The 26836-nt window shown below is 51.9% G+C and carries 26 protein-coding genes; 13 read left to right on the forward strand and 13 right to left on the reverse strand.

Annotated elements, in window-relative coordinates; genetic code table 11:
- The first annotated feature begins 54 nt into the window (after positions 1-54).
- Both H3L98_RS02835 and H3L98_RS02840 read left to right on the forward strand, forming a co-directional pair.
- Entirely contained in the window at positions 55-603 is a 549-nt protein-coding gene (locus tag H3L98_RS02835; RefSeq protein ID WP_027022248.1) for a lipocalin family protein, read from the forward strand.
- Positions 600-1085: a DUF302 domain-containing protein gene (locus H3L98_RS02840; protein WP_027022247.1), complete on the forward strand. Its 486-nt coding sequence runs from the start codon at positions 600-602 to the stop codon at positions 1083-1085. Before H3L98_RS02835 ends, H3L98_RS02840 begins: the two co-directional genes overlap by 4 nt.
- 44 nt (positions 1086-1129) lie before the next feature.
- Here H3L98_RS02840 and H3L98_RS02845 read toward each other — a convergent pair whose 3' ends face one another.
- The 9 genes from H3L98_RS02845 to H3L98_RS02885 all read right to left on the reverse strand — a co-directional run bounded on the left by H3L98_RS02845 (position 1130) and on the right by H3L98_RS02885 (position 13875).
- On the reverse strand, positions 1130-1996 hold the full coding sequence (locus H3L98_RS02845; RefSeq protein ID WP_420838879.1) for an ABC transporter permease subunit: 867 nt from the start codon (positions 1994-1996) through the stop codon (positions 1130-1132).
- Positions 1996-2961 carry an ABC transporter permease subunit gene (locus tag H3L98_RS02850; RefSeq protein WP_156932309.1) on the reverse strand — a complete coding sequence of 322 codons (966 nt, stop codon included), beginning with the start codon at positions 2959-2961 and terminating at the stop codon, positions 1996-1998. Before H3L98_RS02850 ends, H3L98_RS02845 begins: the two co-directional genes overlap by 1 nt.
- An 11-nt stretch (positions 2962-2972) precedes the next feature.
- Entirely contained in the window at positions 2973-4076 is a 1104-nt protein-coding gene (locus tag H3L98_RS02855; protein ID WP_027022244.1) for an ABC transporter ATP-binding protein, read from the reverse strand.
- A 222-nt stretch (positions 4077-4298) separates the two neighbouring features.
- On the reverse strand, positions 4299-4874 hold the full coding sequence (locus H3L98_RS02860) for a porin family protein (RefSeq protein WP_027022243.1): 576 nt from the start codon (positions 4872-4874) through the stop codon (positions 4299-4301).
- A gap of 38 nt (positions 4875-4912) precedes the next feature.
- Complete coding sequence (lpxD, locus tag H3L98_RS02865; RefSeq protein ID WP_027022242.1) at positions 4913-5941, reverse strand: UDP-3-O-(3-hydroxymyristoyl)glucosamine N-acyltransferase; 1029 nt, start codon at positions 5939-5941, stop codon at positions 4913-4915.
- 498 nt (positions 5942-6439) lie between these two features.
- Positions 6440-8974 (reverse strand): outer membrane protein assembly factor BamA, encoded by a 2535-nt coding sequence (gene bamA / locus H3L98_RS02870; protein ID WP_027022240.1) that lies wholly within the window; start codon positions 8972-8974, stop codon positions 6440-6442.
- Positions 8975-9126: 152 nt separating this feature from the next.
- Positions 9127-10482: an RIP metalloprotease RseP gene (rseP, locus tag H3L98_RS02875; RefSeq protein WP_027022239.1), complete on the reverse strand. Its 1356-nt coding sequence runs from the start codon at positions 10480-10482 to the stop codon at positions 9127-9129.
- A gap of 40 nt (positions 10483-10522) precedes the next feature.
- Positions 10523-11479, reverse strand: a complete 957-nt coding sequence (locus H3L98_RS02880) for a peptidylprolyl isomerase (protein WP_027022238.1) — start codon at positions 11477-11479, stop codon at positions 10523-10525.
- Positions 11476-13875 carry an LPS-assembly protein LptD gene (locus H3L98_RS02885; protein ID WP_246327835.1) on the reverse strand — a complete coding sequence of 800 codons (2400 nt, stop codon included), beginning with the start codon at positions 13873-13875 and terminating at the stop codon, positions 11476-11478. Before H3L98_RS02885 ends, H3L98_RS02880 begins: the two co-directional genes overlap by 4 nt.
- A 107-nt stretch (positions 13876-13982) precedes the next feature.
- On the opposite strand from H3L98_RS02885, the gene amgK reads away from it, so the two are divergent.
- The 3 genes from amgK to H3L98_RS02900 are packed head-to-tail and all read left to right on the forward strand — an operon-like array spanning position 13983 to position 15867.
- Positions 13983-15023, forward strand: coding sequence for an N-acetylmuramate/N-acetylglucosamine kinase AmgK (amgK, locus tag H3L98_RS02890; RefSeq protein ID WP_027022236.1), 1041 nt, complete (start codon positions 13983-13985; stop codon positions 15021-15023).
- 25 nt (positions 15024-15048) lie between these two features.
- Complete coding sequence (locus tag H3L98_RS02895; protein WP_027022235.1) at positions 15049-15507, forward strand: hypothetical protein; 459 nt, start codon at positions 15049-15051, stop codon at positions 15505-15507.
- A gap of 24 nt (positions 15508-15531) precedes the next feature.
- Positions 15532-15867, forward strand: coding sequence for a zinc ribbon domain-containing protein YjdM (locus H3L98_RS02900; protein WP_027022234.1), 336 nt, complete (start codon positions 15532-15534; stop codon positions 15865-15867).
- 147 nt (positions 15868-16014) lie between these two features.
- Here H3L98_RS02900 and lptF read toward each other — a convergent pair whose 3' ends face one another.
- Positions 16015-17118 (reverse strand): LPS export ABC transporter permease LptF, encoded by a 1104-nt coding sequence (gene lptF, locus H3L98_RS02905; RefSeq protein ID WP_027022233.1) that lies wholly within the window; start codon positions 17116-17118, stop codon positions 16015-16017.
- 117 nt (positions 17119-17235) lie between these two features.
- Positions 17236-18066 carry an N-acetylmuramoyl-L-alanine amidase family protein gene (locus H3L98_RS02910; RefSeq protein WP_027022232.1) on the reverse strand — a complete coding sequence of 277 codons (831 nt, stop codon included), beginning with the start codon at positions 18064-18066 and terminating at the stop codon, positions 17236-17238.
- A 393-nt stretch (positions 18067-18459) separates the two neighbouring features.
- On the opposite strand from H3L98_RS02910, the gene H3L98_RS02915 reads away from it, so the two are divergent.
- The 4 genes from H3L98_RS02915 (at position 18460) to H3L98_RS02930 (ending at position 21520) form a co-directional block, all read left to right on the forward strand.
- The gene (locus H3L98_RS02915; RefSeq protein ID WP_027022231.1) at positions 18460-19251 is read left to right on the forward strand and encodes a phosphatidate cytidylyltransferase; all 792 of its coding nucleotides are present in this window, start codon (positions 18460-18462) and stop codon (positions 19249-19251) included.
- A 117-nt stretch (positions 19252-19368) separates the two neighbouring features.
- A complete protein-coding gene (fabZ, locus tag H3L98_RS02920) occupies positions 19369-19821 on the forward strand; it encodes a 3-hydroxyacyl-ACP dehydratase FabZ (RefSeq protein WP_027022230.1) in 453 nt (150 codons plus the stop codon).
- The gene (gene lptG, locus H3L98_RS02925; protein WP_027022229.1) at positions 19818-20885 is read left to right on the forward strand and encodes an LPS export ABC transporter permease LptG; all 1068 of its coding nucleotides are present in this window, start codon (positions 19818-19820) and stop codon (positions 20883-20885) included. Before fabZ ends, lptG begins: the two co-directional genes overlap by 4 nt.
- Complete coding sequence (locus H3L98_RS02930) at positions 20885-21520, forward strand: arylesterase (protein WP_034333651.1); 636 nt, start codon at positions 20885-20887, stop codon at positions 21518-21520. The genes lptG and H3L98_RS02930 overlap by 1 nt, the downstream gene beginning before the upstream one ends.
- A gap of 1 nt (position 21521) precedes the next feature.
- Here H3L98_RS02930 and recQ read toward each other — a convergent pair whose 3' ends face one another.
- The gene (recQ, locus tag H3L98_RS02935; RefSeq protein WP_034333670.1) at positions 21522-23342 is read right to left on the reverse strand and encodes a DNA helicase RecQ; all 1821 of its coding nucleotides are present in this window, start codon (positions 23340-23342) and stop codon (positions 21522-21524) included.
- A gap of 254 nt (positions 23343-23596) precedes the next feature.
- Here recQ and H3L98_RS02940 point away from each other — a divergent pair, with 254 nt between their 5' ends.
- The 3 genes from H3L98_RS02940 to ispC all read left to right on the forward strand — a co-directional run bounded on the left by H3L98_RS02940 (position 23597) and on the right by ispC (position 25767).
- The gene (locus H3L98_RS02940; protein WP_027022226.1) at positions 23597-24043 is read left to right on the forward strand and encodes a surface-adhesin E family protein; all 447 of its coding nucleotides are present in this window, start codon (positions 23597-23599) and stop codon (positions 24041-24043) included.
- Positions 24044-24143: 100 nt separating this feature from the next.
- Positions 24144-24476 (forward strand): hypothetical protein, encoded by a 333-nt coding sequence (locus H3L98_RS02945; RefSeq protein ID WP_051532094.1) that lies wholly within the window; start codon positions 24144-24146, stop codon positions 24474-24476.
- Positions 24477-24582: 106 nt separating this feature from the next.
- Positions 24583-25767, forward strand: a complete 1185-nt coding sequence (ispC, locus tag H3L98_RS02950) for a 1-deoxy-D-xylulose-5-phosphate reductoisomerase (RefSeq protein WP_027022225.1) — start codon at positions 24583-24585, stop codon at positions 25765-25767.
- A 44-nt stretch (positions 25768-25811) separates the two neighbouring features.
- Here the strand turns inward: ispC and H3L98_RS02955 are convergent, their stop codons facing one another.
- Positions 25812-26093: a hypothetical protein gene (locus tag H3L98_RS02955; RefSeq protein ID WP_027022224.1), complete on the reverse strand. Its 282-nt coding sequence runs from the start codon at positions 26091-26093 to the stop codon at positions 25812-25814.
- 220 nt (positions 26094-26313) lie between these two features.
- Between H3L98_RS02955 and rlmH the strand changes: the two genes are divergently transcribed.
- Positions 26314-26784 (forward strand): 23S rRNA (pseudouridine(1915)-N(3))-methyltransferase RlmH, encoded by a 471-nt coding sequence (rlmH, locus tag H3L98_RS02960; RefSeq protein WP_027022223.1) that lies wholly within the window; start codon positions 26314-26316, stop codon positions 26782-26784.
- The last annotated feature ends 52 nt before the right edge of the window (positions 26785-26836 follow it).

Consider the following 26836-nt stretch of genomic DNA (forward strand, 5'->3'; position numbering starts at 1 on the left):
CAATATCAGGCTGTTTTTTTAATGGTTCAGTTTGATTAAAATGAGATTAAATCAATGAAAAAATTATATTTTTCTATAATTTCCGTATTATTGGCTGCTTGTGCTGCCACACCGCAGCAGGATTTGCCTACTGTGGCACAAGTAGATGTACAACGCTACGCAGGCACATGGTATGAAATTGCCCGTTTGCCTATGCCGTTTCAAAAACAATGCGCCGCCAATGTCAGCGCACAATACAGCCTGAATCCCGACAACACCATTACCGTACTCAACCGCTGCCAACGTGCCGACGGTACTTGGTCACAAGCCGAAGGCTTGGCGCGTCCGCAAAACACCACCAACAGCCGTTTAAGTGTGACCTTCTTGCTAAAAGCCTTGCGTTGGCTACCATTTGGACAGTCGCCGTATTGGGTAATGGCATTGGACGACCATTATCAATATGCCATGGTGGGTCAGCCAGACCGTAAATACCTATGGTTATTATCGCGCACCCCGCAAATGGACGAAGCCACCTATCAAAAACACTTGGCACAAGCCCAAGCGCAAGGTTATGATGTGTCTAACATTATCCGAACCACCCACTCCCAACAGGAAAAACCATGAAACACTATTTCGCCCCCGCCTTTGCCGCACTGATGCTGGCAGCTTGCTCTGCCCTACCTTCTTTCCATCATCACAGTTCATCTCACACCATGCCTGCACATCAAACCACCATTCCCAGCGCTTATGATTTTAACGACACTGTCGCCAAAATCCGCCAAGCCATAGAAAGTAAAGGCATGACCGTGTTTGCCGTGATTGACCACCAAGCCGCTGCACAAAAAGCAGGCTTACAAATGCAACCTGCTACCGTGCTGATTTTCGGCAACCCCAAAGCAGGCACACCGCTGATGGTAAAAGACCCCGCTTTTGCCCTGCAACTGCCGCTTAAAGTATTGATTACCGAAACAGACGGCAAAGTACAAGTGTCTTACGTTCCCGCGCAACACCTGATTTTGGGCAGTAAAATTGCCCCTGCTGAAGTGGAAAATACCTTGGCAAAAGCCGAAGGGCTGATTCGTGCCACCGTATCGGCAGCGCAGTAAGCAAAACAAAACCGTCCGAAACTTGTTCGGACGGTTTTTTTTGTTTACTCGCTTGCGCGGAACGCTTCACGCATTTCCTTATCCAAACGCGCCGTGCGCCGCAACATCAGATAATTCAAGCTAATCACCAGCGTACCCACAATGGCAATCATAATCGTTGCCAACACGTTCATTTCGGGGTTTAAGCCCAAACGCACTTTGGAAAAAATCAGCTGCGGCAGTGTGGACGAACCAGGTCCTGATAAGAACGAAGTAATCACCAAATCATCTAGCGACAGCGTTACCCCCAGCAAAAAGCCTGAAGCAATGGCAGGGGCAATCAGCGGCAGGGTAATCACCCAAAAGATTTTCAACGGACGTGCGCCCAAATCCATTGCTGCTTCTTCTAATGATTGGTCCAATTCCATCAGCCGCGAACGGATAACCACCGTAATATACGCCATGCACAAAGTGGTGTGTCCGAGGAAAATGGTTAAAAATCCGCGGTCAAGCCAAGCAGCAGCCGTGTCGCCAAAGCTGGCTTGAATCAGGGTTTGCACCTCAATAATCAGCAGCAGCATAGACAAGCCCGTAATCACATCGGGCATCACCATCGGCGCAGACACCATGCCCGCAAACAAGGTACTGCCGCGAAAACGTTTAATCCGTGCCAGTGCATAGCCTGCCATCGTACCCAGTGCCACCGCTGCCAGCGACGACACCGCTGCAATCCGCAGCGACAGCCAAGCCGCGCCTAAAATCTGGTCGTCTTTCATCAGTTCGCCATACCAGCGTGTGGAAAATCCGCCCCACACCGTTACCAGCTTGGAATCGTTAAACGAATAGATAACCAGAATAATCAGTGGGATATACAAAAATGCAAATCCCAGAAACAACATGGTTTTTAAAAACCAAGACATTTTCGTTTGCATTATTTGCTCCCTTCTTCCAGTTCGCGCTCTTCGTAACGCTGAAACAGTGCCATCGGTACGACCAGCAGCAGCACCATAACCACGGCAACGGCAGCAGCCAAAGGCCAGTTGTTTTGGTCAAAGAATGCTTGCCACAATACTTTACCAATCATCAGGTTATCAGGTCCGCCCACCAGTTCGGGAATCACATATTCGCCCACACTGGGGATAAACACCAGCATAGAACCTGCAATAATGCCTGTTTTAGACAGGGGCAAAGTGATGGTAAAAAAGGCTTTTAAGGGGTGTGCGCCCAAATCTGCCGCTGCTTCCAGCAAACGCCCGTCCAGTTTTACCAATTGGGTGTATAAGGGCAGAATCATAAACGGCAAATAGGCATACACCATCACCAAAACCAAAGAAAAGTTGTTGTAAAATAAATCCAAAGGTTTATCCACAATGCCCCATTGGATTAAATAGGGGGTGATGTAGTTGTTGATGATGCCGTTTTGTCCCAGCAAGCCCATCCACGCATATACACGCAACAAAAATGATGTCCAAAACGGCAGCATAATTGCCAGCAACAGGGTATTGCGGATGGAAGGGTGGGCGCGGGCAATGGCGTAAGCCATCGGATAGCCTACCAGCAGACAAATCACGGTGGTCAGCAGTGCGGTTTTGACGGACAGCCAATAGGTCAGCAGGTAAATATTTTCGCCGTTGCTGCCGCTAAAGGGATTGAGCATGGCTGCCAAAGACGAACCGAAATCGGCAAACATGTCTTTATAGTTTTGCCAAACGATGTGCAGATTGCCTTGTTCGTCAAACAGCGGGGTAAACGGGGGAATGCGTAAGTCCTGCTCGGCAAAACTGATTTTTAATACGATAAAAAACGGTACTAAAAACAGCAGCAGCAGCCACACAAAGGGTACGCCGATAACGAGTTTGCGCCCCGGACGCAAACGGCGCTTGATATTCACAGACATGGCAAGCTCCTTTAGCGGGTGAGCGGGGTGGGTTGGTTTTCAGGCCAATCCAGATAGACTTCTTCGTCCCAAGTGGGCGGGGTAAGGTTGCGCGTGTACCAGTAGGGCGCGGGCACTTGGCTTTTGATGATGCGTCCGTTGGGCATTTGCACATGGTAAATGGCAAAGCTGCCCAAATAGGCAATGTCTTTGACCACGCCTTTTGCCCAGTTGTGGGTGTCGCGGTGGGCGGGTTTTTCTTTGTGCAGGTCAATGTCTTCGGGACGAATAGAAATCCACACGGTTTGCCCGTTGTCGGCTTCAAATTTTTGGTCGGTATAAACTTTGGCGGGCAGTTCGGGACAGTCAATGAGGGCGTGCTCATCGTCTTTATGCACCAGCTTGCCTTCAAAAATATTGGTTTCGCCGATAAATTCGGCGGTAAAGCGGCTATTGGGGTAGTCGTACACATCGCTGGGCGTGCCAACTTGTTTGAGTTCGCCGTCTGACATAATGGCAACACGGGTTGCCATGGTCATGGCTTCTTCTTGGTCGTGGGTCACCATAATGCAGGTTACGCCCACTTTTTCCAGTGTATTGACCAGTTCAAGCTGGGTTTGCTGACGCAGTTTTTTGTCCAATGCGCCCAAGGGTTCGTCTAACAGCAGCAGTTTGGGGCGTTTGGCAAGCGAGCGTGCCAAGGCAACGCGCTGTTGCTGACCGCCTGAAAGTTGGTGTGGTTTGCGTTTGGCGTATTTGAGCATTTGCACCAAGCGCAGCATTTCTTCTACGCGGGCATTGATTTCTTCTTTGGGCAGTTTGTCTTGTTTTAAGCCGAAGGCGATGTTTTGTTCTACGGTCATGTGTGGGAACAGGGCGTAGCTTTGGAACATCATATTGATGGGGCGGTCGTAGGGGGCAAGTTTGGTGATGTCCTGCCCGTCCAGAATAATGTGTCCGCCGGACGGGGTTTCCATGCCCGCGAGCATACGCAGCAGGGTGGATTTACCGCTGCCCGAACTGCCCAGCAGGGCGAAAATTTCGTGTCGGTTGATGTCCAGGTCAATGGCGTTTACGGCGGTATTGTCGCCAAATTTTTTAACCAAGCCTTTGATTTGCAGATAGGGTGTGCTCATGGGCAGAACTCCGCAGAATGGGTTGCGCTTGCGGGCGCAACGGGTGGCAAACAAGCTGTTTGACGGCTTTGGACAGCAAAAGGTTTCTGTTTAACGGCGTGTGGACAGCAGAAAAATCAAAAACCGATTATTTTAGTGCAGCAAACGTGCAGGGGCAAGGAAAAAAGCAAAACAGGCTGTCCGATGGTGGGGAACAGCCTGTTGGTCAGTGGATTGGGGAATTTAGAAACGGTAAGCAATGCTGGTGCTCAAGCCATTGCCGCGCAGGGTGGGACGTGAACCGTCTGAGGCTTTTTTAACCGATTTTAAGCGGGTGTGGGTGTATTCCACGCCCATTTCCAAATGTGGGGCAACGGCGTATTTGGCACCAAAACCAACGCTGTAACCACGGGCTTTGGCTTTTTGGCTGTTGTCTTTGTTTTCAAAACGGCTTTCGTTATAACCAATTTTGGCATAGGGCATCACATCGCTGCCCGAACGGTAGCCTTGCAGATAAGACACGCTGTAGCGGGATTTTTCTTTAATACGCACGCCGTCTTGTTTGGCAACGGTGGTAGCGATGGGTTTGATTTTGCCTTCTACTTCGCCAATCAATTGGCTGTTGCCAAATTCAAAAGCATGGCTGGCGCTTAAGCTGATATCGGTGCTGCTTTTGGTGCGGGGCCAATCTTTGTCAAATTTATAGCGGGTAGTACCGACTTCCATGCCTACGGACGTACCCGTAAAGGCTTGAGGCTGGTTGGCAAAAGCGGGTAGGGAAGCGGCGCTGCCCAACAGTAAAACGGTAAGTTTTTTCATGGTGTTTCCTTGTTGCTTGGATAAGGGGTGGGGCGATTCTACGGATTTTGTTCTGATGAATCAAATTGCTTTTCCAAGGTTTTGAGTCTTTGGTTAATTTGGCTGAGGTGGCGCAGGTGGACGGCGTTTTTCGTCCATTCTTTTTGGCTTTGCAGGGGGTAGCAGGAAGCGTAATGTCCTGCGCTGGTGATGCTGCGGGTGACGACAGTCCCACCGCCAATCACGGTTTTATCGGCGATTTCAATGTGTCCGACAAACATGGCTGCGCCGCCAATCATGCAGTAATTGCCAATTTGGGTGCTGCCCGAAATGCCTGTGCAGGCGGCGATAACGGTGTGTTCGCCAATGCGGCAGTTGTGGGCGATTTGTACTTGATTGTCAATTTTGGTGCCGCGACCAATCACGGTATCGCCCATGGCACCGCGGTCAATGGTGGTGTTGGCACCGATTTCCACGTCGTCGCCCAAAACTACTGCGCCCGTTTGCGGGATTTTTAGCCAGTCTGTTCCCGTAAATGCCAAACCGAAGCCGTCTGCACCAATAACCGCGCCCGAATGGATTTCCACCCGTTCGCCCAAACGGCAGCCGTGATACACGCTGACATTGGGATGCAGCACGGAATGTGCGCCAATTACACAGTCTGCACCGATAAAGCTGCCCGCGAGAATGCGGCAGTGTTCGCCCAATACTGCGCCTGCTTCAATCACCACATTTGCGCCGATTTCGCAGGATGCGGGCACATGGGCATTGTCGGCGATACAGGCGCGGGGGTGTATGCCTGCGCGGGCAGCAGGGCGTGGGTGGAACAGACGGGCGATTTTGGCAAAATACAAATAGGGGTCGGCGGCGACAATCAGATTGCGCCCTTGAAAACTGTCTGCTGCTTTTGGCGAAACAATCACGGCGGCGGCGGCGCTGGCTTGCACATCGGCGCGGTATTTGGGATTGGCAAGAAAGGTAATGTGTTGGGCTGTGGCAGCGGCAGCGGGGGCAAGACCGTGTATGGCAACGTCTTCGCCGCGCCATTCGCCGCCTAATTGCGCGGTGATTTGGGAAAGGGTGAGCATGGACAATATCCTTTTAAACTGGGGCGATAATTTATGGTGGTGGGAAAGGACTTAAAAGTTTATTGTACTGCTGTCTATAGTGGGGCTTCAAACGATAGTTGATTAAAATCGCAACGATACGGCGTTGTCGCACGGAATGTTGATGAAAGAATAGGGGATGGAAACAACGGGAATAAAAACGCCCCTATGGGAACATTCCCTGTCTTTGTTGATAATCAACAAAAACAAGGTCAACCAACCTCGGGGCGCAATGCTAGTATAGCAGACTGATTATTTGATGCAAGTGGAAATCTGCCAAAGCCCCGAGTGTCCAGAACCCTTGAGACGGTGTCTCGCACGCATGCTGGCTCGCCGACTTTGGCAGACAGGGTTTAATGTATCGCAAAAATTGTTTGGCTTCAATGGAAAAGGCATTTTGGCAATAAAAATCTGCGGGCAGGACGGAGACGAACAGCAGCGTTGTCCCCAGCCCATGCCCGCAGTTTTACACATCGGGGTTTAGAATACCGTACCCAATTGGAACTGGAAGCGTTGCACTTGGTCGGTTTTTTTCTTTTTCAGCGGATAGGCATAGCTGAGTTTGATGGGACCCATCGGCGAAATCCATGTGAGTGCCGCACCTGCCGAATAACGCAATTCTTTGTTAAACGAAGATTTATGCACGGTGTTTTCGCCGTAATAGTTGTTGTGGGCATTGGGATTGTTTACAGGGTGGTAGATACCAGGGGTATAGGTTTTACCATCCCACACGCTGCCTGCATCGGCAAACAGGCTTAAACGCACGCTTTTATTGTCTTTTACGCCGGGGAAGGGGAACAGCAATTCGGCATTCACATTGGCAGCAAATTTACCGCCGTAGTATTCCGTGCCTAAATTCAGGCATTTGCCTGTTTTTTCATCGCATTCGTAGTCGTAGAATTTCGGACCGAGCGAACCTGTTTCATAACCGCGCACCGAACCCAAACCGCCGCCGCTTTGAGCATACATAAACGGCAGTTCTTTGGTTTTGCCGTAGTTGCCGCTGTAGCCGAACTGACCGTTCAACATCAGGGTAAAGGTTTTGTTGATGGGGAAATACCATGTTTGCTGGTGGTCAAGCTGGTAATACTGCAAACCGCTTCCTGGGAGTCCTGCTTCTGCGCCCACGCTTGCCTGATAGCCGCGTGTGGGCCAGAACGCATCATCAGTGGTGTTGCGGTACCAGCTTAAAATGCCTTTGTAAATCCAGTTTTTATTGCCGTTGTTGTCCACAAAACGGCGGTAGCGTGTGGGCGACTGCGGATACAGCCCCACATTTAAATGTTCCGCACCCAAACCGAAGTTTACGCGGTCGTATTCGGTAATCGGCACGCCCATAATGGCAGTTGCACCGTATTTTTTAATGCGGTAGCTGCGCGGGCTGTTGTTGAGTTTGTAGGGGTTGTAATCCGAACCGAACAGCGAATAAGTCATGCTCACACCGTCGGGGGTAAAATAGGGGTCGGTAAAGGAAATGCTGGCGTTTTTACGCACTTTACTGCGCGAAATGCTGGCAGAAGCCGATTTGCCCGTACCAAACAGATTATCCTGCGCCACGCTGCCTGCAATCACCAAGCCATCGTCTTGCGACCAACCCGCCGAAGCGTTCAAACTGCCCGTATGGCGTTCTTGTACTTTGACGGATACGTCCATTTGCTGGTCATTTTCGGCGGTGGGCTTGCCTTCAATCGACACATCGTCAAAATAACCCAACTGCATCAGGCGTTGGCGTGAACGGTCCACTTTAGATTGGTCGTACACTGCGCCTTCCATTTGGCGGAATTCGCGGCGGATAACTTCATCACGGGTTTTGGTATTGCCCGAAATATTGATTTGGCGCACCGCAATCCGCGCCCCCGGTGCCAAACGGACATCAATATCAATGCTGCCGTCGGGATTGCGTTGGGCTTCGGCATTGGCGTTGGCATAAAAATAACCTGCCGACTGCAAATCGCTGCGGATGCCCGCCAGTGCCGCTTCCAATTGCTCGTAATTACTCCAATTGCCTTTTTTCAGCTTGCTCAAACGCTTGAGTAGCTTTTCTTTTGGCACTTCTTTGTTGTCGCCGCTGATGCCGATATTGCCCCAGCGGTAACGCTTGCCTTCGTTTACTTTGATAACGACTTTTTCGCGCGTTTTGTCTTCGTTTAATTCGCGGTCGTCCAAATCCACTTCGGCATCAAAAAAGCCGCGTGTACGGTAAAAACTTTCCAAACGGGCTTTGTCCTGCCCGAATTTTTCCCAAGAAAACACATTGCTTTTGGTCAGCCACGAAAACAGCGTACCGTCTGTAAGGGCGATTTGGCGTTCCAAACGGGCATCGCTGAAATGTTCATTGCCTTCAAATTCAATTTGGCGTACGCGGGTGGTTTTGCCTTCTTCCACGTTAATGGTCAGGGCAACGCGGTTACGTGCCAATTCCTGCACTTCGGGGGTGATTTTGACATTGTTTTTGCCTTGCTCGCGGTAGGTGGCATCCAGCGCGCGCATGGCGCGTACCAAGGCTTCTTGGCTGAAAAAATCGCCTTTGGCAAGCCCTGTGGAAGCAAGGGCTTTTTCGGTGTCGTAATTGGCACCGCTGTCAAAATCTTTGAGTTTTTGGTCGTGGTCTTTGGCATTGGGGTCATTGACCAAATCGCCGATGTCGCCATTGGTGTCGCCGCGCATTTCTGCCAGATTTTTTAATACGGCATCATTGGGCAGTACTTTTGAGCCCTTTACGGTAACATTGCTGATAACGGGACGTTCTTTAACCGTAATAATCAGCATATTGCCGTTTTGCTCAAGGCTGACGTTTTCGTAAAAACCGCTGGCATACAGGCTGCGGATAATGCTTTCGCCCAAGGCTTCGCTGTATTCTTCGCCCATTTTAAACGGCAGCAGCGAGCGCACGGTGGCTTCAGATGTGTGTTGTTCGCCTTCAATGCGCAGCTCGGAAATTTTAAAATTGTCGGCAAGCGCGGGACTGATTAAGCCGATGGCAATCAGTGTGAGGGTGATTTTTTTGAGGTTCATCGAAATTCCTTTTTGGTTTGAAGCCCCACCATACATGATGGCGGTTAAATGAAATTTTGTTGGTTTGGGGTGTCCGTCCCCTAATCAGAACCACACGGGTGCCGGAGTGTGGTTCTGTGTGTTGAAACATCGACATTCCTTTTTGAGTAAGGTTAGCCGAATAAGCGGGTAAGGTCGTTAAAAAACGCCAGCAGCATCATGGTTAGCATCAGGGTAATGCCAATGCGTAAACCAAGCTGTTGCACCTGTTCGCTTAAGGGCTTGCCGCGAATGAGTTCGGCAGTATAGTAAACTAGATGTCCGCCGTCCAATACGGGAATAGGCAGTAAATTCATCACGCCCAAACTTAAGCTGACCACGGCGAGAAATTCTAAATACGCCTGCCAGCCTGCGGATGCGCTGCTGCCTGCTACTTCGGCAATGCCCACAGGTCCAGAAATATGGTGCAGCGAGGCTTGTCCAAACAGCAGTTTGCGGAAGAAATCCACAGTCATCACGGCGTAAGAGGCGGTTTTGTCCCATGCGGCAGTGAGGGCTTCGCCTGCACTGGGGCGGTAGCGGTGAATGATGTGGGCTTGCCATGCGCTGTCGGGGGCAGCCATTACGCCGATTTGTCCGATGATTTGGCTGCGGTCGGGCAGCTCGACGGCATTGGTGAGAATTTGGGTTTGGTAAGATTTGCCTGCGCGGGTGTAGGTAACATTCAGCCTGCTGCCTGCGTTTTCGCGGATAATGGTTTGCCAATCGCGCCAGTGGGGGGTGGGGGTGTTGCCAATGGCGGTAATGCGGTCGCCGCTGCGTAAGCCTGCTTTGTCGGCGGGGCTGTCGGGCAGCACGCGCCCAATCGCATCGCTGTTTTTGTGGGGGGAAATGCCTAAATCGGCAATGCGCTTGGCAATGGCTTGGGCTTCGGGACTGCCCGCAGCGTCAATCACGCGCACGGCGTTTTTTCCATCGGCGGTTTGTACGTTTACATTGACTTTGCCGCTGTCCAAATTAAGAATCATGCGGGTGCGGGCATCGTTAAAATCGGTAACGGCAGTACCGTTTACCGAAAGAATGCGGTCGCCTGACACAAAGCCTGCCTGTGCCGCCACAGAGGGGGTGTGTACCGTGCCAACATAGGGTTTGATTTGGGTGATGCCGTCGGCGGCAAACAGCCAAAAATACAGCAGTACCGCCAGCACCAGATTCACCAAAGGTCCTGCTGCCACCACGATAATGCGTTTGAGCGGGTGTTGTTTGTCAAAGGCATAAGGCAAATCGGCTTCGGCAACATTGCCTTCGCGGGTATCCACCATTTTGACATAACCGCCCAAGGGAATGGGGGCGAGACACCATTCAATATTGCGCCATTGTTTTTTGACAAAGGGTTTGCCAAAGCCCACCGAAAAACGCAATACTTTAATGCCGCACCAACGCGCTGCCAGCAGGTGTCCCAGCTCGTGCAGGCTCACCAGCAGCAAAATGGCAACTAAAAAGGCGATAAGGGTTTGAAGAAGTGACAAAATTGTTTTCCTATAAAAATATTATTCAATTCATTGGCTATCAGTATTCGCGCACCACGGCATTGTGCTGCAGGCGTTCGACAAACTGCTGATGGGCTTTTTCCAATTCCTGACTGCGCAGCAGACGGCGCACCGCTTCGCGGCGGATTTTTTCGGGGTCGGTTTCGGTGCGTTTGCCCACCAGTTGCAGCATCTGCCAATTGTGCGCGGTTTGCACGGGCGCAGCGGTTTGCCCCGGCGACAGTTTCTGCAGCAGGGCTTCCACTTTCGGGGCTTCGCTGTGGTCGGTCAGGTCTTGCAAACCGCCTTGGGCGGCAGCAGGTTCTTGTGAATAGCGTTTGGCCAATGCGCCAAAATCATTGCCCTGCACCACGGCGTTGGCAATCAAATCCATGCGTTTGCCAACCGATGAAGCGGTATTGTTTTTGCTGATTTTAATCAGGATGCGGCGCACTTGATACACGGTATAAGGTTCGCCTGCGGGCAGGGTGCGGTTTTCTTTGGCGGCGGATTCAATATATTGGTCAATTTGATGGGGGGTGATGTTGATGCCTTCGGTTAAATCCGCCATCACTTTTTCAATCAGCAAATCTTTCGCCACTTCCAAACGGTATTGTTCGCGGTTCCAACCCAAACGCGCGGCATCGGCATAAATTTTATCGGTGTTTACGCCTGCTTGGTTGGCGCGGCGGGTGATTTCATTGTCGATTTCGGCGGGGGTGGTTTTTAATTGTTTGTTACGCGCTTCATCTACCATCAGGGCGCGTTCCATCAGGCTTTGACGCGCTGCCTGTAAAACCTGTTCGCGCGGAATATCGGCACGTCCTGCGTTTTCGTGCATCACGGTGGCGGTGCGGGCGATGTCGCCATAGGTGATGATGTTGCCGTTGATTTCGGCGGCGATGCTGTTTAGGGTGCGGATTTCGGCGGCGGCACTATTGCCCGCTGCGGCAATCAGTAAAGCGTAAAATAAAGGTTTGATGCGTGATGTTTTCATTTTTTGATGACCTCGTTGGTTTTGTGGTACTTGGGAATGCCCAAACGCAGTGCTTTAAAGGGGTTGTTGCCCAAGCTGCTTAAATCTTTTAACTGCAAGGTAAAAAACAGAGCGTGTTTGTAGCTGTCTTGCCCGCTGGTGTAGCGTTGTGCCGCCATGCTTGCGCTCCAGCAGCCGCAATGGCTGCGGTATTCCAAGCCCAGCATCTGCTCCAGCGGTTTGCGCGGCGACAGCCCGTAGTTCAAACGTCCCATGGCATACAGATTATTGTGTATGGGCCATTGAAACGCCAAATCCAGCTGGCGCAAACGGTCAAAATGACCCGTATAAATTTCTTCACGGCGGGCGTATTTATAACGCGCCGACAACACCTTACCCGCTTCGGGGTGGTAACGGATGCCTGCATCGGCGCGTTCCAAAGCGCGGGCGTTTTGATTGTAATGCAGTTTGGCATCAGCGTGCCAATGCTGTGCCACGCGCCCACCCGCAAAGGCAGCGATGTCGCTTTTATTGCGTGGCAAACGGGCGATATTGCCGTTTAATAACACATTGTCGGCATTAAAGTAAAATTTTTGTCCGATGCCTGCGCGGAAGCGTTCTGCGCCGCTGTGTGTTTCAAACAGGCGCGTTTGTAAACCGAAAGACAGGCTGTTGCTGCTGTTGATGCGGTCGTTGCCCGAATACAGGTTTTCGCGGAACAGCTGGGCGTAACTAAAGCTGTTTTCGGACGAATCAAAATTGGGCAAGTCGTTTTGCGATTTTTTGGGAATATAGTTGTAAAACAAACGCGGTTCCAGCGTTTGAATGAAATTTTGTCCAAACAGGCGGGTGTGCCGTTCAAAATTCATGCCTGTATCTAGGTTGGCAATTGGCAGAATGCGGTCGGCGGTGTGTGAGGGCGTGCCGCGAAAGCGGTCAAGCCAATAGCGGGTAAGGTGTACGCCTACTTTGGGACGGGCATACCACCAGCCGCGGTCTAGCTGCCATTGTGCTTGCGGATACAGCACGGCACGGCTGCCGTCTTGCCGTTCGGAATGTTCAAAACGGGTAAACTGGCTGCTGACGGCGGTTTTGATGCTGCCAAATTGTCTGTCCCACTGCGTGGATACACGCGGCAGCAGGGCATAAGGTTTGTCTTTGCGCCCTTGTGCATCGCTTAAGGTTTGGTATTTTTGCGCAAGGGCTTGGGCGTTGAGTGTGCCGCCAAAGGCTTTGCCTTCGTAATTTAACCAAGCGCGGCGGTCTAACTGCACGTTTTCCGCCACTTCGTTGCGCCCGTAAAAATCGCGGTAGTAGTCGTCATCGGATACTTGGTTGAGACTGACCCCGCCTTGCCATTGTGGATTGAGGCGGTGCTGGTGTTGCCATTGCACTTCATAACGGTGGTCGTGGCGGCTGCGGCGGTCGTGCGGCATATAACGTGCCTGTACCTGCCCTTGATAATCGGGCATCAGGTAACGGGTTTCGCCGCGCAGGGTTAAACCGCGTGCACTAATCACACCAGGGGCGAAAGTGGCATCGTAGTTGGGCGCAACATTAAAATAATACGGCAGTTCCACTTCTGTGCCGTTAGAGCCGATTTTCACGCTGGGAACAAGAAAACCGCTTTTGCGCCCACCGCTTAAAGGAAAATCCGCCCAAGGCGTGTACAAAATCGGTACGCCTTTAAACACCAGCTTGGCGTGTTTTGCCGTGCCGATATTGGTGTTGCGGTCGGCTTGCAGTTCTGCCGCTTCAATATACCACGGATTATCGCCGCGTCCGCAGGTGTTAAAACGCACTTTCTTGGCAGATGAACGCTTACCGTCGTGCAAAACCAGTTCGCTGCCCGTGCCTTGCAAACGCCGTCCTTCGTGTTCTGCTTCAAACGCGGCATCGCGCACCTGTCCGCTTTGCTTGCCCAAATCGTATTGCAGGGTGTCGCCGCGAACTTGTGCGCCATCGGCGCGGGTTAGGGTAAATCCCCCTTCGGCGGTAAGGGTGTCGGCGGGCTGGTCGTAATCAATGCGTTGGGCGTGCAGGGTTTCGGCATTGCGCTCCACCACCACATCGCCTTCTGCCAAAGCGCGTACCCCCGTTTGTCCCGCGATTTTGTTGGCACGGATACGCACGGCATCAGTAGGCAAATCCTGTGTTGCCACAGGCACATTATCAACGGCAGGTGCAGAAGCAGCCGATACCACATCATCGGTGTGGCACACTTCTGCCTGCTGGGCTTGTGCCGTGGTGCTGCAAAATGCCCACACCAACGCCACCACCAAAGGCTTGCACGCAAACACGCCCCCCGACTGCTTCAACGGGCGCGAAAACACCGCTGCAGGTGCAGGCGCAGCCCGAAGCGCAGCACGCTTGATGCGTGGTTTTACAGCAAAAAAGAGTTTGGAGACATGCGACAAAATAAGCGACCCTGCCGAAAATTTGCATTACAATAGCAATTATTTTAACCGAAAAAATTACCATGCAACGAAAAGAGTTATTAACACAGCGGGAAGAATTTAACCAAATGCGTGAACAATTATTAAAAAATTGGCTCTCGGAACGCTATCCGCAACGGACGTTCCGCTTGGATTTTGCCGCGCAAGATGCCGATTTCCGCCGTTATTTACGCGCCGTGTTTGAAGACGGCAGCACCCTGATTTGCATGGACGCGCCCCCCGAACAAATCAATCTTGAACCCTATATTCAAGTGCGAGACCTGTTCGCCCCCGTGTTAAACGTACCCGAAATTATTGATTGTAACCGCGAGCAAGGTTTTTTGACCTTAAACGATTTGGGCGACACGCAATACTTAAAAGCCATGACCGCGCCCGAAAACAACCATCCTGCCGCGCACAAAGCCCTGATTTTGGAAGCATGGGACGAACTGATTGCCCTGCAAAAAAGCAGTCGTCCCCATGTTTTGCCTGAGTACGACCGCAGCGTTTTGTTGCGCGAAGTGAACCTGTTTCCCGAATGGTTTGTTGCCAAAGAACTGCGTAGCGAAGCAGAACAGGCAGCCAACCGCGACCACGCCTTGAATTTCAAACAAAAACAACTGTGGCAACAAACCGTAGAAGTGCTGCTTCCCGCCATTGAGCAGCAGCCCAAAGTATTCGTCCACCGCGATTTTATTGTGCGTAATATTATGCTGACGCGCGACCGTCCGGGGATTTTGGATTTCCAAGACGCGCTTTACGGTCCGATTACCTATGATGTTGTTTCGTTGCTGCGCGATGCCTTTATTGAATGGGATGAAGAATTTGTTTTGGATTTGCTGGTGCGCTATTGGGAAAAGGTACGCGCAGCGGGTTTGCCTGTGGCGGCGCAGTTTGACGAATTTTACCGTTGGTTTGAATGGATGGGTGTGCAGCGTCATTTGAAAGTGGCGGGGATTTTTGCACGTTTGTGGCATCGCGATGGCAAAGACAAATACCGTCCTGAAATTCCGCGTTTTCTGAATTATTTGCGCCGAACCAGCCGCCGTTATACCGAATTACAGCCTTTGTATGCCTTGCTGGTGGATTTGGTGGGCGATGAAGAACGGCAAACGGGCTATACCTTTTAAGTACAGCGTTTTTAAGGGGCAGGACATGGCACGCATCAATCCGCAAAACCTGCACAAATACCGCCTGTCTTCGGTGATTTTGGTGGCATTGTGCGACGACCGCATCGAGCTGGTTAAAGTCAAAACCCGTGAAAGTTTTGTCGGTAGCGCGGTGCTGCCGCCACAGGCAAACGGGCGCAGCGATTGGGACGACGAACAGCGCAACAATGGGCGCAACCACCTGCCTTTTGCCCATCCGCGCACGCCCGTTACCAACAGCCGCGCCGCCACCGAAGTTTTGAAAAACGTTTTGACACAAAGCCGTTTTTCGCCCACTGCCCCCATTTTGATTATTCGTCCGCAAATCCGTTTTTTAAACGACATTACCGATGCCGAACTCAACACCTTGCGCGATGTGGCATTGAAAGCGGGCGCGGCACAGGTGCATATGTATTTGAAGCCCGAATTTTCCGATAACGATTGGGGTTTTTTTGAAAGTTTATAATTTTTTGATGGATAAGGATTAAAAATGAGTTTTCCCGCTTGCCCGCAATGTGCTTCCGAACTGACCTACCACGACGGTACGCAGTTGGTTTGCCCCGAATGCGCCCATGAATGGACGGAAGAGGGCAATGCTGAAGCCGCTGCTTCAGGGCATCAGGTGCGCGATGCCAACGGTACGCCGCTGCAAGACGGTGATACGGTGGTGTTGATTAAGGATTTGAAAGTAAAAGGAAGCTCTACCGTGATTAAGCAGGGGACAAAAGTGAAAAACATCCGCCTGCAAGACGGCGACCACGATATTTCCTGCAAAATCAACGGTACGGGCATGAATTTGAAATCGGAATTTGTTAAAAAAGCCTGATGTATGTTTGACGAAAAACCGCTGCGAAATGCAGCGGTTTTTAGTTGTTTAAAATCGCAACGATACGGCGTTGCCAACGCCCTGATGTACTATGCGTACACGGCGGGCGTTGTCGCCTTGTCTCGTTTTTATTTTCACCAACTATAATTATGGGCGCAGGGCTTGTTTTAAGGCGCGGAAAAAGGGTTGTGCGGGCATGGTACGCATCCGCAGCAGTATCACGGCGCAGGCAGCCATCAGCAGGTGCATGGGTAACAGCCCTGCCCAAAAGGGAATTTTGCCGTCTTCTACGGCATCGCGCAGCAGGGTCAGTCCGTTTTGATAGAGCAGAAAAAAGCCTGCGGCGGTTAAAACGTGATAAGACGCACCACTGCGGGGGTTGGTATAGGACAGCGGCACGGCAAGCCAGCCCAGCAGCAGCACGGTAAACGGCAGCGAGATGCGCCACATCAGTTCGGCGCGGTATTTGGGGTCGGGGTTGGCAAACAGGGCAGAAGTAGGCAAAGTGCGGCGGTGGGAAATGGGGTCGGTAAGCGTGGGTGCGGTGGCGATGGCTAGGCTAAGCCGTTCAAAGGAAATCTGTTCAAAATCGCCTTTGCCCGCGCTGCCACGGTAGCGGTAGCCTTGTTCCAACACCAGTTTGCGCGTGCCGTCGTTTAGGTCAAAATGCCCCGATTGGGCAAAAATTACGCTGTCGCTGCCGTCGGGGTGCTGTTCGCGTAAAAACAGATTGCGCATCTGTCCTTGGTCGGGATTAAAGGTTTCCACAAAATAAATGCGCCCGTTTTTGCGTCCCAGTTCGCGGAATACGCCTGCTTCTACCAGTGAGAGATTTTGTTTTTGTTTTAAGATTTCGGCGTATTCGCGGCTGCGCAATTCCGCCCACGGCAATACTGCCAACTGCATCACCGCCACCAGCACCGCCAAAGGCAGGGTAAAGGCAAACACGGGGCGCAGCCAGTGGCGCAATCCCAAACCGCTTGCCAGCCATACCGACATTTCGCTGTCGCGCCAATAGCGTGCCAGCACGGTCAAGATGCTGATGTAGGCAGTCAGTACCAGCAGCAACGGGGTCATGCCCAGCGTCCAAAAGCCGATAAGTGCGGCAACGGCTTCGGCGGCCACGCGCCCGTCGGCGGCGCGTCCGAGCAGATTGATGCCTTGGGTAAACACCAAAATCGCCACTAAAATAAAAAAAGTGCCTACAGCAACAGTGGTGGTGTCTTTAAAAAACTGTTTTTGATAAATCATGGGTTTTGCTTTGCCCGAAAGGGGCGCTGATTGTATCGTAAAACACGGTGTGAAAAAACCCGAAAACCGTCGGGGTCGGGACGGGTTTCGGGTAGGGTGCGGACAAGCGGTAAGGTATCAGCGTTTGGCTTTGGCGCGTGCCGCTGTGCGGGTTTTGCTTTGGGCTTTTTTGGTTTGGTTTACCGTTTTTGCCTTTGCAATAACTTTTGCTTTTGCGGCGGGGCGGGCTTTGGGTGCGGGTTTTGCCTTGGCTGCTGCCGTTTTCGCGCTTGCTTTGGCGGGTTTTTTAACGGCGGTTTCGGTTGCGGGCTTAAAGCTGGTTTTAAAGCCTTTGGCACGCAGGCTCTTACCCAACACTTTTGCCAAACGTTCGGCAATCACGCGGCGCTGGCGTTTGTCGGACAGCTTTTTTAAATCCTTTTTGTTGCTCATGTAATACATTTCCAATTGCAGGGTGGGGCAGTTGGTGTTTTTGAGCATCATAAAACCAGCACGGCGGACTGCGGGTTTTTTCGGATTAAAGGCTTTTTGGACGTTTTGGGCGATTTGCAGACTTTTTTTGCCGACTGCCGTTTTATCGGCCTGACGGGAAACATAAACCTGTACGCCTTGGGCGCGGGCGTGTTTGGCGGCATTGACATGCACCGAGGCAAACAGCTTGCGGCAGTGTTTACGCGCATAGGCCAAACGCTGCCTGAGCGGGCGGAAAGTATCGTCCTTGCGGGTCATGGCAACGCTGAAACCTTGTTTCTTCAGTTGTTTACCCAATTGCAAAGACATGTCCAAGGCAATGTCTTTTTCCTTAAACTCGTGTTTGCCCAAGGTGCCGATGGCGCCGGGGTCTTTGCCGCCGTGTCCCGCATCAATCACAATATCGGCAGCGGCGGCACTGCCCAAATGCAGGGCAAGGGCGGCTGCGCAGGCTGCGCGTTTGAACCATTGTTTCATCAGAATTCCTTTTTGGTTTGAAACCCCTGCCGTTCATGGCGCGGTAAAATCCGCTTTTATCGGGGCGGGGCGTAAGCACGTTCCAATCAGGACAACACATCGGGCTGCGCTTGATGCGTCGTCCTGTGTGTTGAAACATTATAACGTTCCTTTTCGGGATAAATGTACCGTTTCGGGTGCGGGTGGGGAAATGGGGAATATGCTCCTTTTGAGAATGGTAAAGATTCCGATTATACGGCATTTTTTGCTGATTAAGCAGTTTAAACCACGGGTTTGACGGCTTTTTCAGACAGCTTTGCCACAGTTTTTGCCGCTTCCATTATAATGGCGGGATTGATATTGCCTATTTAAGCGGCAACAAGGCTGTCGTTTGTTTTGAAAAAGGAAAAAATAATGCTGAAACAGAGAATTATCACGGCATTGGTGTTGCTGCCGCTGATGTTGCTGATGCTGTTTGCCGCAGGCGAGGCGGTGTGGGCGGCGTTTGCGGGGGTGATTGTGCTGACCGCATTGTGGGAATTTTCGCGCCTGTGCGGGTTTACGGTTAAGCAGCAGACGGTTTACACCGTGTCGGTAGCACTGTTTTTACTGACGGCGTATTTGGGCGGCTGGCAGCTTCCCGCCTTGGCGTGGGCGGGCGTACTGGTGTTCTGGCTGGTGCTGATGCCGTTTTGGTTGTGGAAAAAATGGTCGTGGCGCGGACTGCATGTGCGCACCGCAGCGGCAGGACTGATGATGCTGATACCGTTTTGGTTTGCCCTGCGCCTGCTGCGGCTGGAAGGCAGCGCGGCATTGCTGTTGTGGGTAATGGGTATTGTGTGGGTGGCGGATATTTTTGCCTATTTTGCGGGTAAACGCTGGGGCAAACGCAAACTTGCCCCTGCCGTCAGTCCGGGGAAAACATGGGAAGGCGCGGCAGGCGGTTTGGTGGCGGTAATGGGCTATATTTTGCTGTCGCGCAGCGTGTGGGGGGCGGAAGGCAGCGTGTTCTTGCTGGTTTTGCTGGTAACGGTGATGGTGGCGTTGAGCATTGGCGGCGATTTGTTGGAAAGCTGGTTCAAACGCGGCGCAGGCATGAAAGACAGCAGCAACCTGTTGCCCGGACACGGCGGCGTATTGGACCGCATTGACGGACTGATTGCCGTGGTCAGCACGTATGCAGCGCTGTGGGTGCTGTTTGGCTAGGGTGTATCCCCCTACTTGCCCGTCTTTTGAACACCGCGTTTGAAAGACGGGATTTTACCGCGCAATCTTGCTAAAATCGTTTTTTTGATTTGCACATTTTTTAAAGGACGATAACAAATGAACACACCCACCCTGCCGATTGAAGCCAAAGACATTCAAAAACTGATTCCCCACCGTTATCCTTTTATGCTGCTGGACCGCGTAACTGCCTTTGAACCCGATAAACGCCTAACCGCAATAAAAAACATCAGCATGAACGAACCGCAGTTTCAAGGGCATTTCCCCGATTTTCCCGTAATGCCGGGGGTATTGCTGATTGAAGCCATGGCGCAGGCGTGCGGTGCGTTGGCGATTTTGAGCGAAGGCGGACGCAATCCCGATGAAATCTATTTTTTTGCAGGCATTGATAACGCCCGTTTTAAACGTCAAGTGATTCCGGGTGACCGTGTGGTATTTGAAATTGAGTTGTTGCAAAGCAAACGTGGCATCGGCAAATTTAAAGCCACCGCTTTAGTAGAAGGCGAATTGGCAGTAGAAGCCGAAATCATGTGCGCCAAGCGTAAAGTATGAAACTATTAACCCGTTATGTGGTGCGCCGCTTGGGAACGGCGGCACTGGCAGCATTATTGGCATTGGCGGCGTTGTACAGCTTTTTTGATTTGCTGAACGAAGTGGGCAATATCGGTAAAGGCAGCTACACCACCGCCACCGCGTTTCAATATATTTTGCTGCAAGCCCCGTCCCGTGCTTATCAGTTAATGCCTTTGGCGGTGCTGTTGGGCGGATTGTTTGCGCTGAACCGTTTGGCTGCCGACAGCGAATGGGCAGTGATGAAAACCAGCGGTTTGAGTAACGCGGACATTATCCGCATGGTGCTGGTGTTCGGCAGCATATTTGCCTTGGCAACGGTATTGCTGGGCGAATGGGTTGCACCCGAAAGCAGCCGCCGCGCCGATGCTTTAAAAGCCGCCGCCAAATCGGGGCAGGTATCCGCTTCGCGGGACGGGGTGTGGATTAAAGAAGCCCACAGCATGACTTATATCGCTTCGGTATTGCCCGACAACAGCTTGAGCGGTGTCAAAATCTGGCATTATGGCGACGATTTCAAACTGCGTGAAGCCGTGTACGCGCCACGCGCACGGGTGGAAAACGGGCAATGGCTGCTGTTTGACAGCCGCAGCAGCGTGTTGGCAGCAGAACAGGTACGCACCACCGCGCAGCCGCAACGTTTATGGCGCAGCGGTGTGGGCGCGGATTTGTTGGCGATTTTGCAAATCAAACCCGAACAGATGTCGTTTGCTGCTTTGGGGCGTTATATCCGCCATTTGGAACAAAACCGTCAGCAAACCCAAGCCTACCGCGTGGCGTGGTGGAACAAACTCACTTATCCCGCTGCGGCGGCGGTGATGGCATTGCTGGCATTGGCGTTTACGCCCACTTCGGGACGACACACCAATATGGGTTTGAAACTGTTTGGCGGGGTGTGTTTGGGACTGCTGTTTTATTTTACGGGCAGGTTGTTTGGTTTTACCAGCCAGCTTTACGGCGTACCTGCTTTTATTTCTGCTACTTTGCCTACGGCTGCGTTTGCGGTTTGGGCGGTTTGGCGCATACGCGCACAGGAACAACGTTAATGCACCATCAGAATGTTTCCCTTTCGCGCCGCCACCTGTTGTTGGGCTGTGCGGCTGCTGCCGTATTGAGTGCCTGTGGCGGCAAAACCCATGCCAAATTGCCCGCAGGCGCATCGGTGTTGGCGTTGGGCGATTCGCTGACTTTCGGTTACGGTGCAGACCCCGCTGCCGCTTATCCCGCGCAACTCGCCCAAATCAGCCGTTGGCGCGTGCATAACGGCGGTATATCGGGCGACACGTCCGCACAAGCTTTGGCGCGTTTGCCTGCGCTGTTGCGCGAACACCAGCCCAAGCTGGTTTTAGTCGGGATTGGCGGTAACGACTTTTTGCGCCGTTACCCCGAAAACCAAACCCGTGCCAACATCAGCCGCATCATTGAGCAATGCGCCCCTGTGCCTGTGGTATTGATTGCCCAGCCCAAACCGTCTTTGGGCGCGGTGATTGGAAATTTGGACGACCACCCCTTGTACGCACAATTGGCAAAACAGCATCAAATTCCGCTGTTTGCCGATGCGTGGAGCGATATTTTGGCGGATAAGGATTTGAAATCCGATGCCATTCACGCCAACGCCGCAGGTTATCGCCTGTTTGCCGAGCGTTTGGCAAAATTTCTAAAAAAACAGGGTTTTTTATAAATCACGCCATTTCTTCAAAATCATTCTGTTGCGCGGCAAAACGGGCGCATACCGCCACAATCTCTGCGCCAAACTGGGTGATTTTCGCTGCGCCCAAACCGTAAATTTCCGACAAATCTGATAATTGTTCAGGCATACGGCGCACAATGTCCTGCAAGGTGCGGTCGCCGCACACAATATAGGCAGGCACATTATCGGCTTTGGCACGCCCGATGCGCCATTGCCGCAATGCCTGCCACAAACGTTCTTCGCGTTCGGTACGCAGCCAGTCGCCGCGCGGGGTTTGTACGGCGGCTTTGGCGCGTTTGAGCGGGCGCAACAACACGGTTTCGCTGCCTTTTAAAACGGGCTTGGCGGCTTCGGTCAAACGCAGGGCGTGAAAATGATAAGGGTCGCTGTCCAGCAGACCCAAACCGATACATTGGCGGGTAATGCTGCGCCAGTCTTTCTCGCTTAAATCTGCGCCGATGCCAAAGGTAGATAATGTGTCGTGGCGGTTGCGGGCAATCCAATCATCGGCTTTGCCGCGCAATACGTTAATCACATAACCCGCCGCGAAACTTTGTCCGACACGGTACACGCAGCTTAATAGTTTGCGTACCGATTCGGTGGCATCAAAACGCACGGGCGGATTGAGGCAGTTGTCGCAATTGCCGCACGGTTCAGAGGCTTCCCCAAAATGGCGCAGCAGCGGCACACGCCGACAACCTGCGGTTTCGCACACGTCAAATACGGCATTGAGTTTTTGCAATTCAATTTGTTTTTGTGTTTCGTCTGCGCCGCTTTGGGCGATGCGCTCGCGCAGCAGCATCAGATTGTTCATGCCGTAACACAGCCAGCTGTGGGCGGGTAGTCCGTCCCGTCCTGCGCGTCCGCTTTCCTGATAAAAATGTTCAATGCTTTGCGGCATATCCAAATGCGCGACAAAACGCACATCGGGCTTGTCGATGCCCATGCCGAATGCCACGGTTGCCACCATAATAATGTGGTCTTCGCGGGTAAAGCGGCGCTGGTGTTCGGCGCGTGTTTCATTGGGCAAACCCGCATGATAGGGCAGCGCGTTTAAACCGTTTTCGCGCAAAAACGCTGCCACGTCTTCCACGCTTTTGCGGCTGAGACAATACACAATCCCGCTTTGTCCGCGCATCTGTTTTTGAATAAAATCCAATAATTGTTTTTTGCCGTTGTTTTTTTCAACAATTTGGTAATGGATATTGGGACGGTCGAAACTGGCAGTAAATTCGGCGGCTTCCTGCAAATGCAGATAATGTTTAATGTCGGCGCGGGTTTGCGCGTCGGCGGTGGCGGTGAGGGCAATGCGGGGAATATGTGGATAACGCTGCGCCAACAAACCCAATTGACGGTATTCGGGACGGAAATCGTGTCCCCACTGGCTCACACAGTGGGCTTCGTCTATGGCAAACAGCGAAATCAAATGATGGTCTAAAAAGCGTAAAAATTTTTCTGATACGGCTCGTTCGGGGGCAACGTACAGCAGTTTCAAACGCCCCACACGAACGGCATCGGCAATCTGATGCAGCTGTTCGGACGGTACGCCTGAATGTACCGCCGCCGCTTCCACCCCCGCCAAACGCAAGGCGGCGACTTGGTCGTCCATCAGCGCAATCAGCGGCGACACCACCACCGCCACGCCTTCGCGCAGCAGTGCGGGAATTTGATAACACAAGGATTTGCCGCCGCCTGTGGGCATCAGCACCATGGCATTGCCGCCTGCCGCCACCGTTTCCACAATCTGCGCCTGATTGCCGCGAAAATCGGGATAGCCGAAAGTGGTTTGCAAAATATGGCGGGCAGCGTTCATCAAAATTCCTTTTCGGTTTGAAACCCCGCTGTTTACGGCGGTAAAATCAGCTTTTTTATTCGTTCGGGGTGTTACCCCACCCGAATCAGGGTAACCCATAAGGCTGTGCTTTATGGATTGCCCTGTGTGTTGAAACATGATGGGGCGGGACGTGTTCGGGAAAAACGGCGATTGTACCGCCGTCAAGGGCGCAGCAGCAATGCAATTGGGTTACAATCCTGTTTTTCCTGTTTTCAATCAAAAGGAATGATTTGATGATGATAAAAAATAGCCGTTTACTGCCTGTTGCGTTTACTGTTTTGCTACTGTCTGCCTGTGCGGGCAGTAATATGCCTGCTTACACCGCGCCCGCCATGAGCGGTACTTGGAAAGACATCGGCACGATTGCCAACAACAACATCGTGGTGGCGTACGAAACGGGCAGCGTGCAGCGCACAGGCGACCAAGCGCGTTTGCGCGACCGCAAAATCGTGGTCAATCCCGCCAAAGAAGCCTATATCGGCACGCCGCGTTATAAAGTGGCGGTAAGCGATTGGGAATTTCATTGTAAAAACCGCAGCTACCGCATCGCCGTGGTGCGTTATTTGGACGAAAGCGGCAAGCATTTGCGCGAAGACCGTTTTAGTGCCACCGCCATCCGCCACATGCCGCTTACCGTGGGTACGATAGCCGAAAAACAGTTTAAAATCGCCTGTAAATAATGTGTCTGCTGCCCAACAATTTTTGTCCGCAGCCAATGCAAAACGCACAATTACATCTGCAACATGCTAATATACGGGCGTATTTTTTTCGGAGACTTGTATGAAAAGACTTTTTTCTGCTGCTGCCGTGCTGGTGTTCAGCGCCGCTGCCGCTGCCAACGGTAATCCCGCCGCCAACCAAGCCGAACTTGCCAACGCGCAAATGCGTTATCAGGCTTTGGTGAAAGCGCAAACCACCGACCAAGCCGAATTGGTGAAATTACGCAGCCGCCTGTATGCCGCCGAGCAACGCTTGATTCAGGCGAATTTGGAAGTGAACCGTTTACGCGCCGAGCTGCTGCTGTTGCAAGACATCCATCAGAAAAACACGGGCGAGCTGAAAAACGCTGGCGACCGTTTGGATAAGGCTTGGCGGGCTGTGTACGGTAGATAGTATTCCGCCAGCCCTAAATAAACACGCCTGAAAACAGCAGTTTGTTTTCAGGCGTTTGTTTCGCGTTAAAATACGGCAAATTGATGATTAAGTTTTAGGAATCTTTATGTCCGTTCAAGTCCTTACCCTGCTGGGCAGCACTGGCAGCATTGGTGTCAGCACATTAGACGTAGTGGCCCGCCACCCCGAGCGTTTCCGCATTTTCGCGCTGGCAGGACACACCCAAACCGCGCGTTTGGCAGAACAATGCGCCGTTCACCGTCCGCGTTATGCCGTGGTAGCAGGCGAAAGCGAAGCCGCCGAATTGCGCCGTTTACTCGCCCAACAAAACAGCACAACGGAAGTCTTACACGGCGCACAAGCCTTGTGTGATGTCGCTTCCGCGCCCGAAGTAACGGGCGTAATGGCAGCCATTGTTGGTGCGGCGGGACTTGCCCCCACTTTAGCTGCTGCCGCCGCAGGCAAAACCGTGTTTCTTGCCAATAAAGAAACCTTGGTGATGTCGGGACGTTTGTTTATGGACACCGCCCGTCAAAACCACGCCCGCATTTTGCCTGTAGATAGCGAACACAACGCCGTTTACCAAGTGTTGCCGCGCGATTTTAACGGCGATTTGGACACACACGGCATCGACAGCATTGTTTTAACCGCATCAGGCGGACCGTTTCTCGACACCGATTTGCGCGACTTTGACCACATCACCCCCGTCCAAGCCGTCAAACACCCCAATTGGCGCATGGGACAAAAAATTTCCGTTGATTCCGCCACCATGATGAACAAAGGCTTGGAACTGATTGAAGCGCATTGGCTGTTTCACTGTCCGCCCGAACGCTTGGAAGCGGTGATTCATCCGCAAAGCGTGATTCACAGCATGGTGCGTTATCGCGACGGTTCGGTTCTGGCGCAAATGGGTGTGCCTGATATGCGTACCCCGATTGCCTATTGCTTGGGTTTGCCCGAACGCATCGCCTCGGGCGCTGCCAAGCTAGACTTTGCCACTTTGGGCGCACTCACCTTCCGTCAGCCTGATTTTCAGCGTTTTCCCTGTTTGAAACTGGCGTATGATGCCATGCACGCAGGCGGATTTGCGCCTTGTGTGTTAAACGCTGCCAACGAAGCCGCCGTTGCTGCCTTTTTGCGCGGACACATCCGCTTTAGCGATATTGCCCGCAGCGTAGAACACGCTTTGGCACATATTCCCGCAGGCGAACCCGACAGCATTGATGCTTTGGTGGCTGCCGATACGCAAACGCGCCGTTTGACTGAAGCGTTTATTTTAGGTAACTTGTGAAGATGAATAAAGCCGTCTAGAAAAATTCTAGACGGCAGTTCCACTTAATTGAGCTTATCGCTATTCTTAATTTGGGATATGCGACTTGGGCTTAAGTTGTATTTCTTTGCAGCAGCTATTCCAGTCATACCATTATGTAAATCTGCTTTAATGGCAGAGTTGCGGTACGACTCTAGTTCGGTTACGCGTTGTTGCAATTCTGCAATTTCCTGCCCATGACTTTGAAGAATTTTCTCACATTCCTTAATTTTCTGTGCTAGCAATTCTTTCTCGCGTCTATTCAAGGCTGCCAGTTCATCATCAATAGATTGCATTTCGTGACTCATTGAGTTTTTCCTTTCTGTAAAAATAGAATTAATTTGAGAATGTCAAAATTATACCATACTAAATTTTTTTAGCAAGCTAAATTTTTTTAGCAAGCTAAATTTTTTTAGCAAGCTAAATTTTTTATAGCTATAAATATTTCATAAGAACTATGCCTATAGATAGGTGGATGTATAATTAGAAACAAGATATCACTATGAATTTCTAAAACAGGTAAATATGATGAACATCACCGTTTTAGCCGTCGGCAGCAAAATGCCGCGTTGGGTAGATGAAGCCGTTGCCGAATACGCCAAGCGTTTCGGGCGCGACATCCGTTACACGCTCAAAGAAATCAAACCCGAAAAACGCGGCGCAGGCATCAACGCCGCGCAAGGCATGGCAGCCGAAGAAAAACGCATTATAGAAGCCCTGCCCGAACACGCCTTTATCGTGGCATTAGACGAACGCGGCGAAGCGCCCACGTCGCAGCAGTTGGCAGAACATTTGCGCCGTTGGCAGCAAAACGGCGAACACGTCTGCTTTATTATCGGCGGCGCAGACGGCATGACCGCTGCCCTCAAGCAACGCGCCCAGCTGCTGATGCGCCTGTCCAGCCTAACTTTGCCACATGGCATGGTGCGCGTGCTGCTTACCGAACAGCTTTACCGTGCCGTTTCCATTTTGCACAACCACCCCTACCACCGTGAGTAGTCAGGCGTTATAATATTTTTATCCGCGTTTATCCTGCTGATTCACAAAGTGC

Source organism: Conchiformibius steedae, assembly GCF_014054725.1.
Lineage (GTDB): Bacteria > Pseudomonadota > Gammaproteobacteria > Burkholderiales > Neisseriaceae > Conchiformibius > Conchiformibius steedae.

Coding starts and splice junctions, on each gene's coding strand:
- H3L98_RS02835 (WP_027022248.1), top strand. CDS start 55: ATGAAAAAATTATATTTTTCTATAATTTCCGTATTATTGGCTGCTTGT.
- H3L98_RS02840 (WP_027022247.1), top strand. CDS start 600: ATGAAACACTATTTCGCCCCCGCCTTTGCCGCACTGATGCTGGCAGCT.
- H3L98_RS02845 (WP_420838879.1), bottom strand. CDS start 1,996: ATGCAAACGAAAATGTCTTGGTTTTTAAAAACCATGTTGTTTCTGGGA.
- H3L98_RS02850 (WP_156932309.1), bottom strand. CDS start 2,961: ATGTCTGTGAATATCAAGCGCCGTTTGCGTCCGGGGCGCAAACTCGTT.
- H3L98_RS02855 (WP_027022244.1), bottom strand. CDS start 4,076: ATGAGCACACCCTATCTGCAAATCAAAGGCTTGGTTAAAAAATTTGGC.
- H3L98_RS02860 (WP_027022243.1), bottom strand. CDS start 4,874: ATGAAAAAACTTACCGTTTTACTGTTGGGCAGCGCCGCTTCCCTACCC.
- lpxD (WP_027022242.1), bottom strand. CDS start 5,941: ATGCTCACCCTTTCCCAAATCACCGCGCAATTAGGCGGCGAATGGCGC.
- bamA (WP_027022240.1), bottom strand. CDS start 8,974: ATGAACCTCAAAAAAATCACCCTCACACTGATTGCCATCGGCTTAATC.
- H3L98_RS02880 (WP_027022238.1), bottom strand. CDS start 11,479: ATGAAAACATCACGCATCAAACCTTTATTTTACGCTTTACTGATTGCC.
- amgK (WP_027022236.1), top strand. CDS start 13,983: ATGCGTGAACAATTATTAAAAAATTGGCTCTCGGAACGCTATCCGCAA.
- H3L98_RS02895 (WP_027022235.1), top strand. CDS start 15,049: ATGGCACGCATCAATCCGCAAAACCTGCACAAATACCGCCTGTCTTCG.
- H3L98_RS02900 (WP_027022234.1), top strand. CDS start 15,532: ATGAGTTTTCCCGCTTGCCCGCAATGTGCTTCCGAACTGACCTACCAC.
- lptF (WP_027022233.1), bottom strand. CDS start 17,118: ATGATTTATCAAAAACAGTTTTTTAAAGACACCACCACTGTTGCTGTA.
- H3L98_RS02910 (WP_027022232.1), bottom strand. CDS start 18,066: ATGAAACAATGGTTCAAACGCGCAGCCTGCGCAGCCGCCCTTGCCCTG.
- H3L98_RS02915 (WP_027022231.1), top strand. CDS start 18,460: ATGCTGAAACAGAGAATTATCACGGCATTGGTGTTGCTGCCGCTGATG.
- fabZ (WP_027022230.1), top strand. CDS start 19,369: ATGAACACACCCACCCTGCCGATTGAAGCCAAAGACATTCAAAAACTG.
- lptG (WP_027022229.1), top strand. CDS start 19,818: ATGAAACTATTAACCCGTTATGTGGTGCGCCGCTTGGGAACGGCGGCA.
- H3L98_RS02930 (WP_034333651.1), top strand. CDS start 20,885: ATGCACCATCAGAATGTTTCCCTTTCGCGCCGCCACCTGTTGTTGGGC.
- recQ (WP_034333670.1), bottom strand. CDS start 23,342: ATGAACGCTGCCCGCCATATTTTGCAAACCACTTTCGGCTATCCCGAT.
- H3L98_RS02940 (WP_027022226.1), top strand. CDS start 23,597: ATGATGATAAAAAATAGCCGTTTACTGCCTGTTGCGTTTACTGTTTTG.
- H3L98_RS02945 (WP_051532094.1), top strand. CDS start 24,144: ATGAAAAGACTTTTTTCTGCTGCTGCCGTGCTGGTGTTCAGCGCCGCT.
- ispC (WP_027022225.1), top strand. CDS start 24,583: ATGTCCGTTCAAGTCCTTACCCTGCTGGGCAGCACTGGCAGCATTGGT.
- H3L98_RS02955 (WP_027022224.1), bottom strand. CDS start 26,093: ATGAGTCACGAAATGCAATCTATTGATGATGAACTGGCAGCCTTGAAT.
- rlmH (WP_027022223.1), top strand. CDS start 26,314: ATGAACATCACCGTTTTAGCCGTCGGCAGCAAAATGCCGCGTTGGGTA.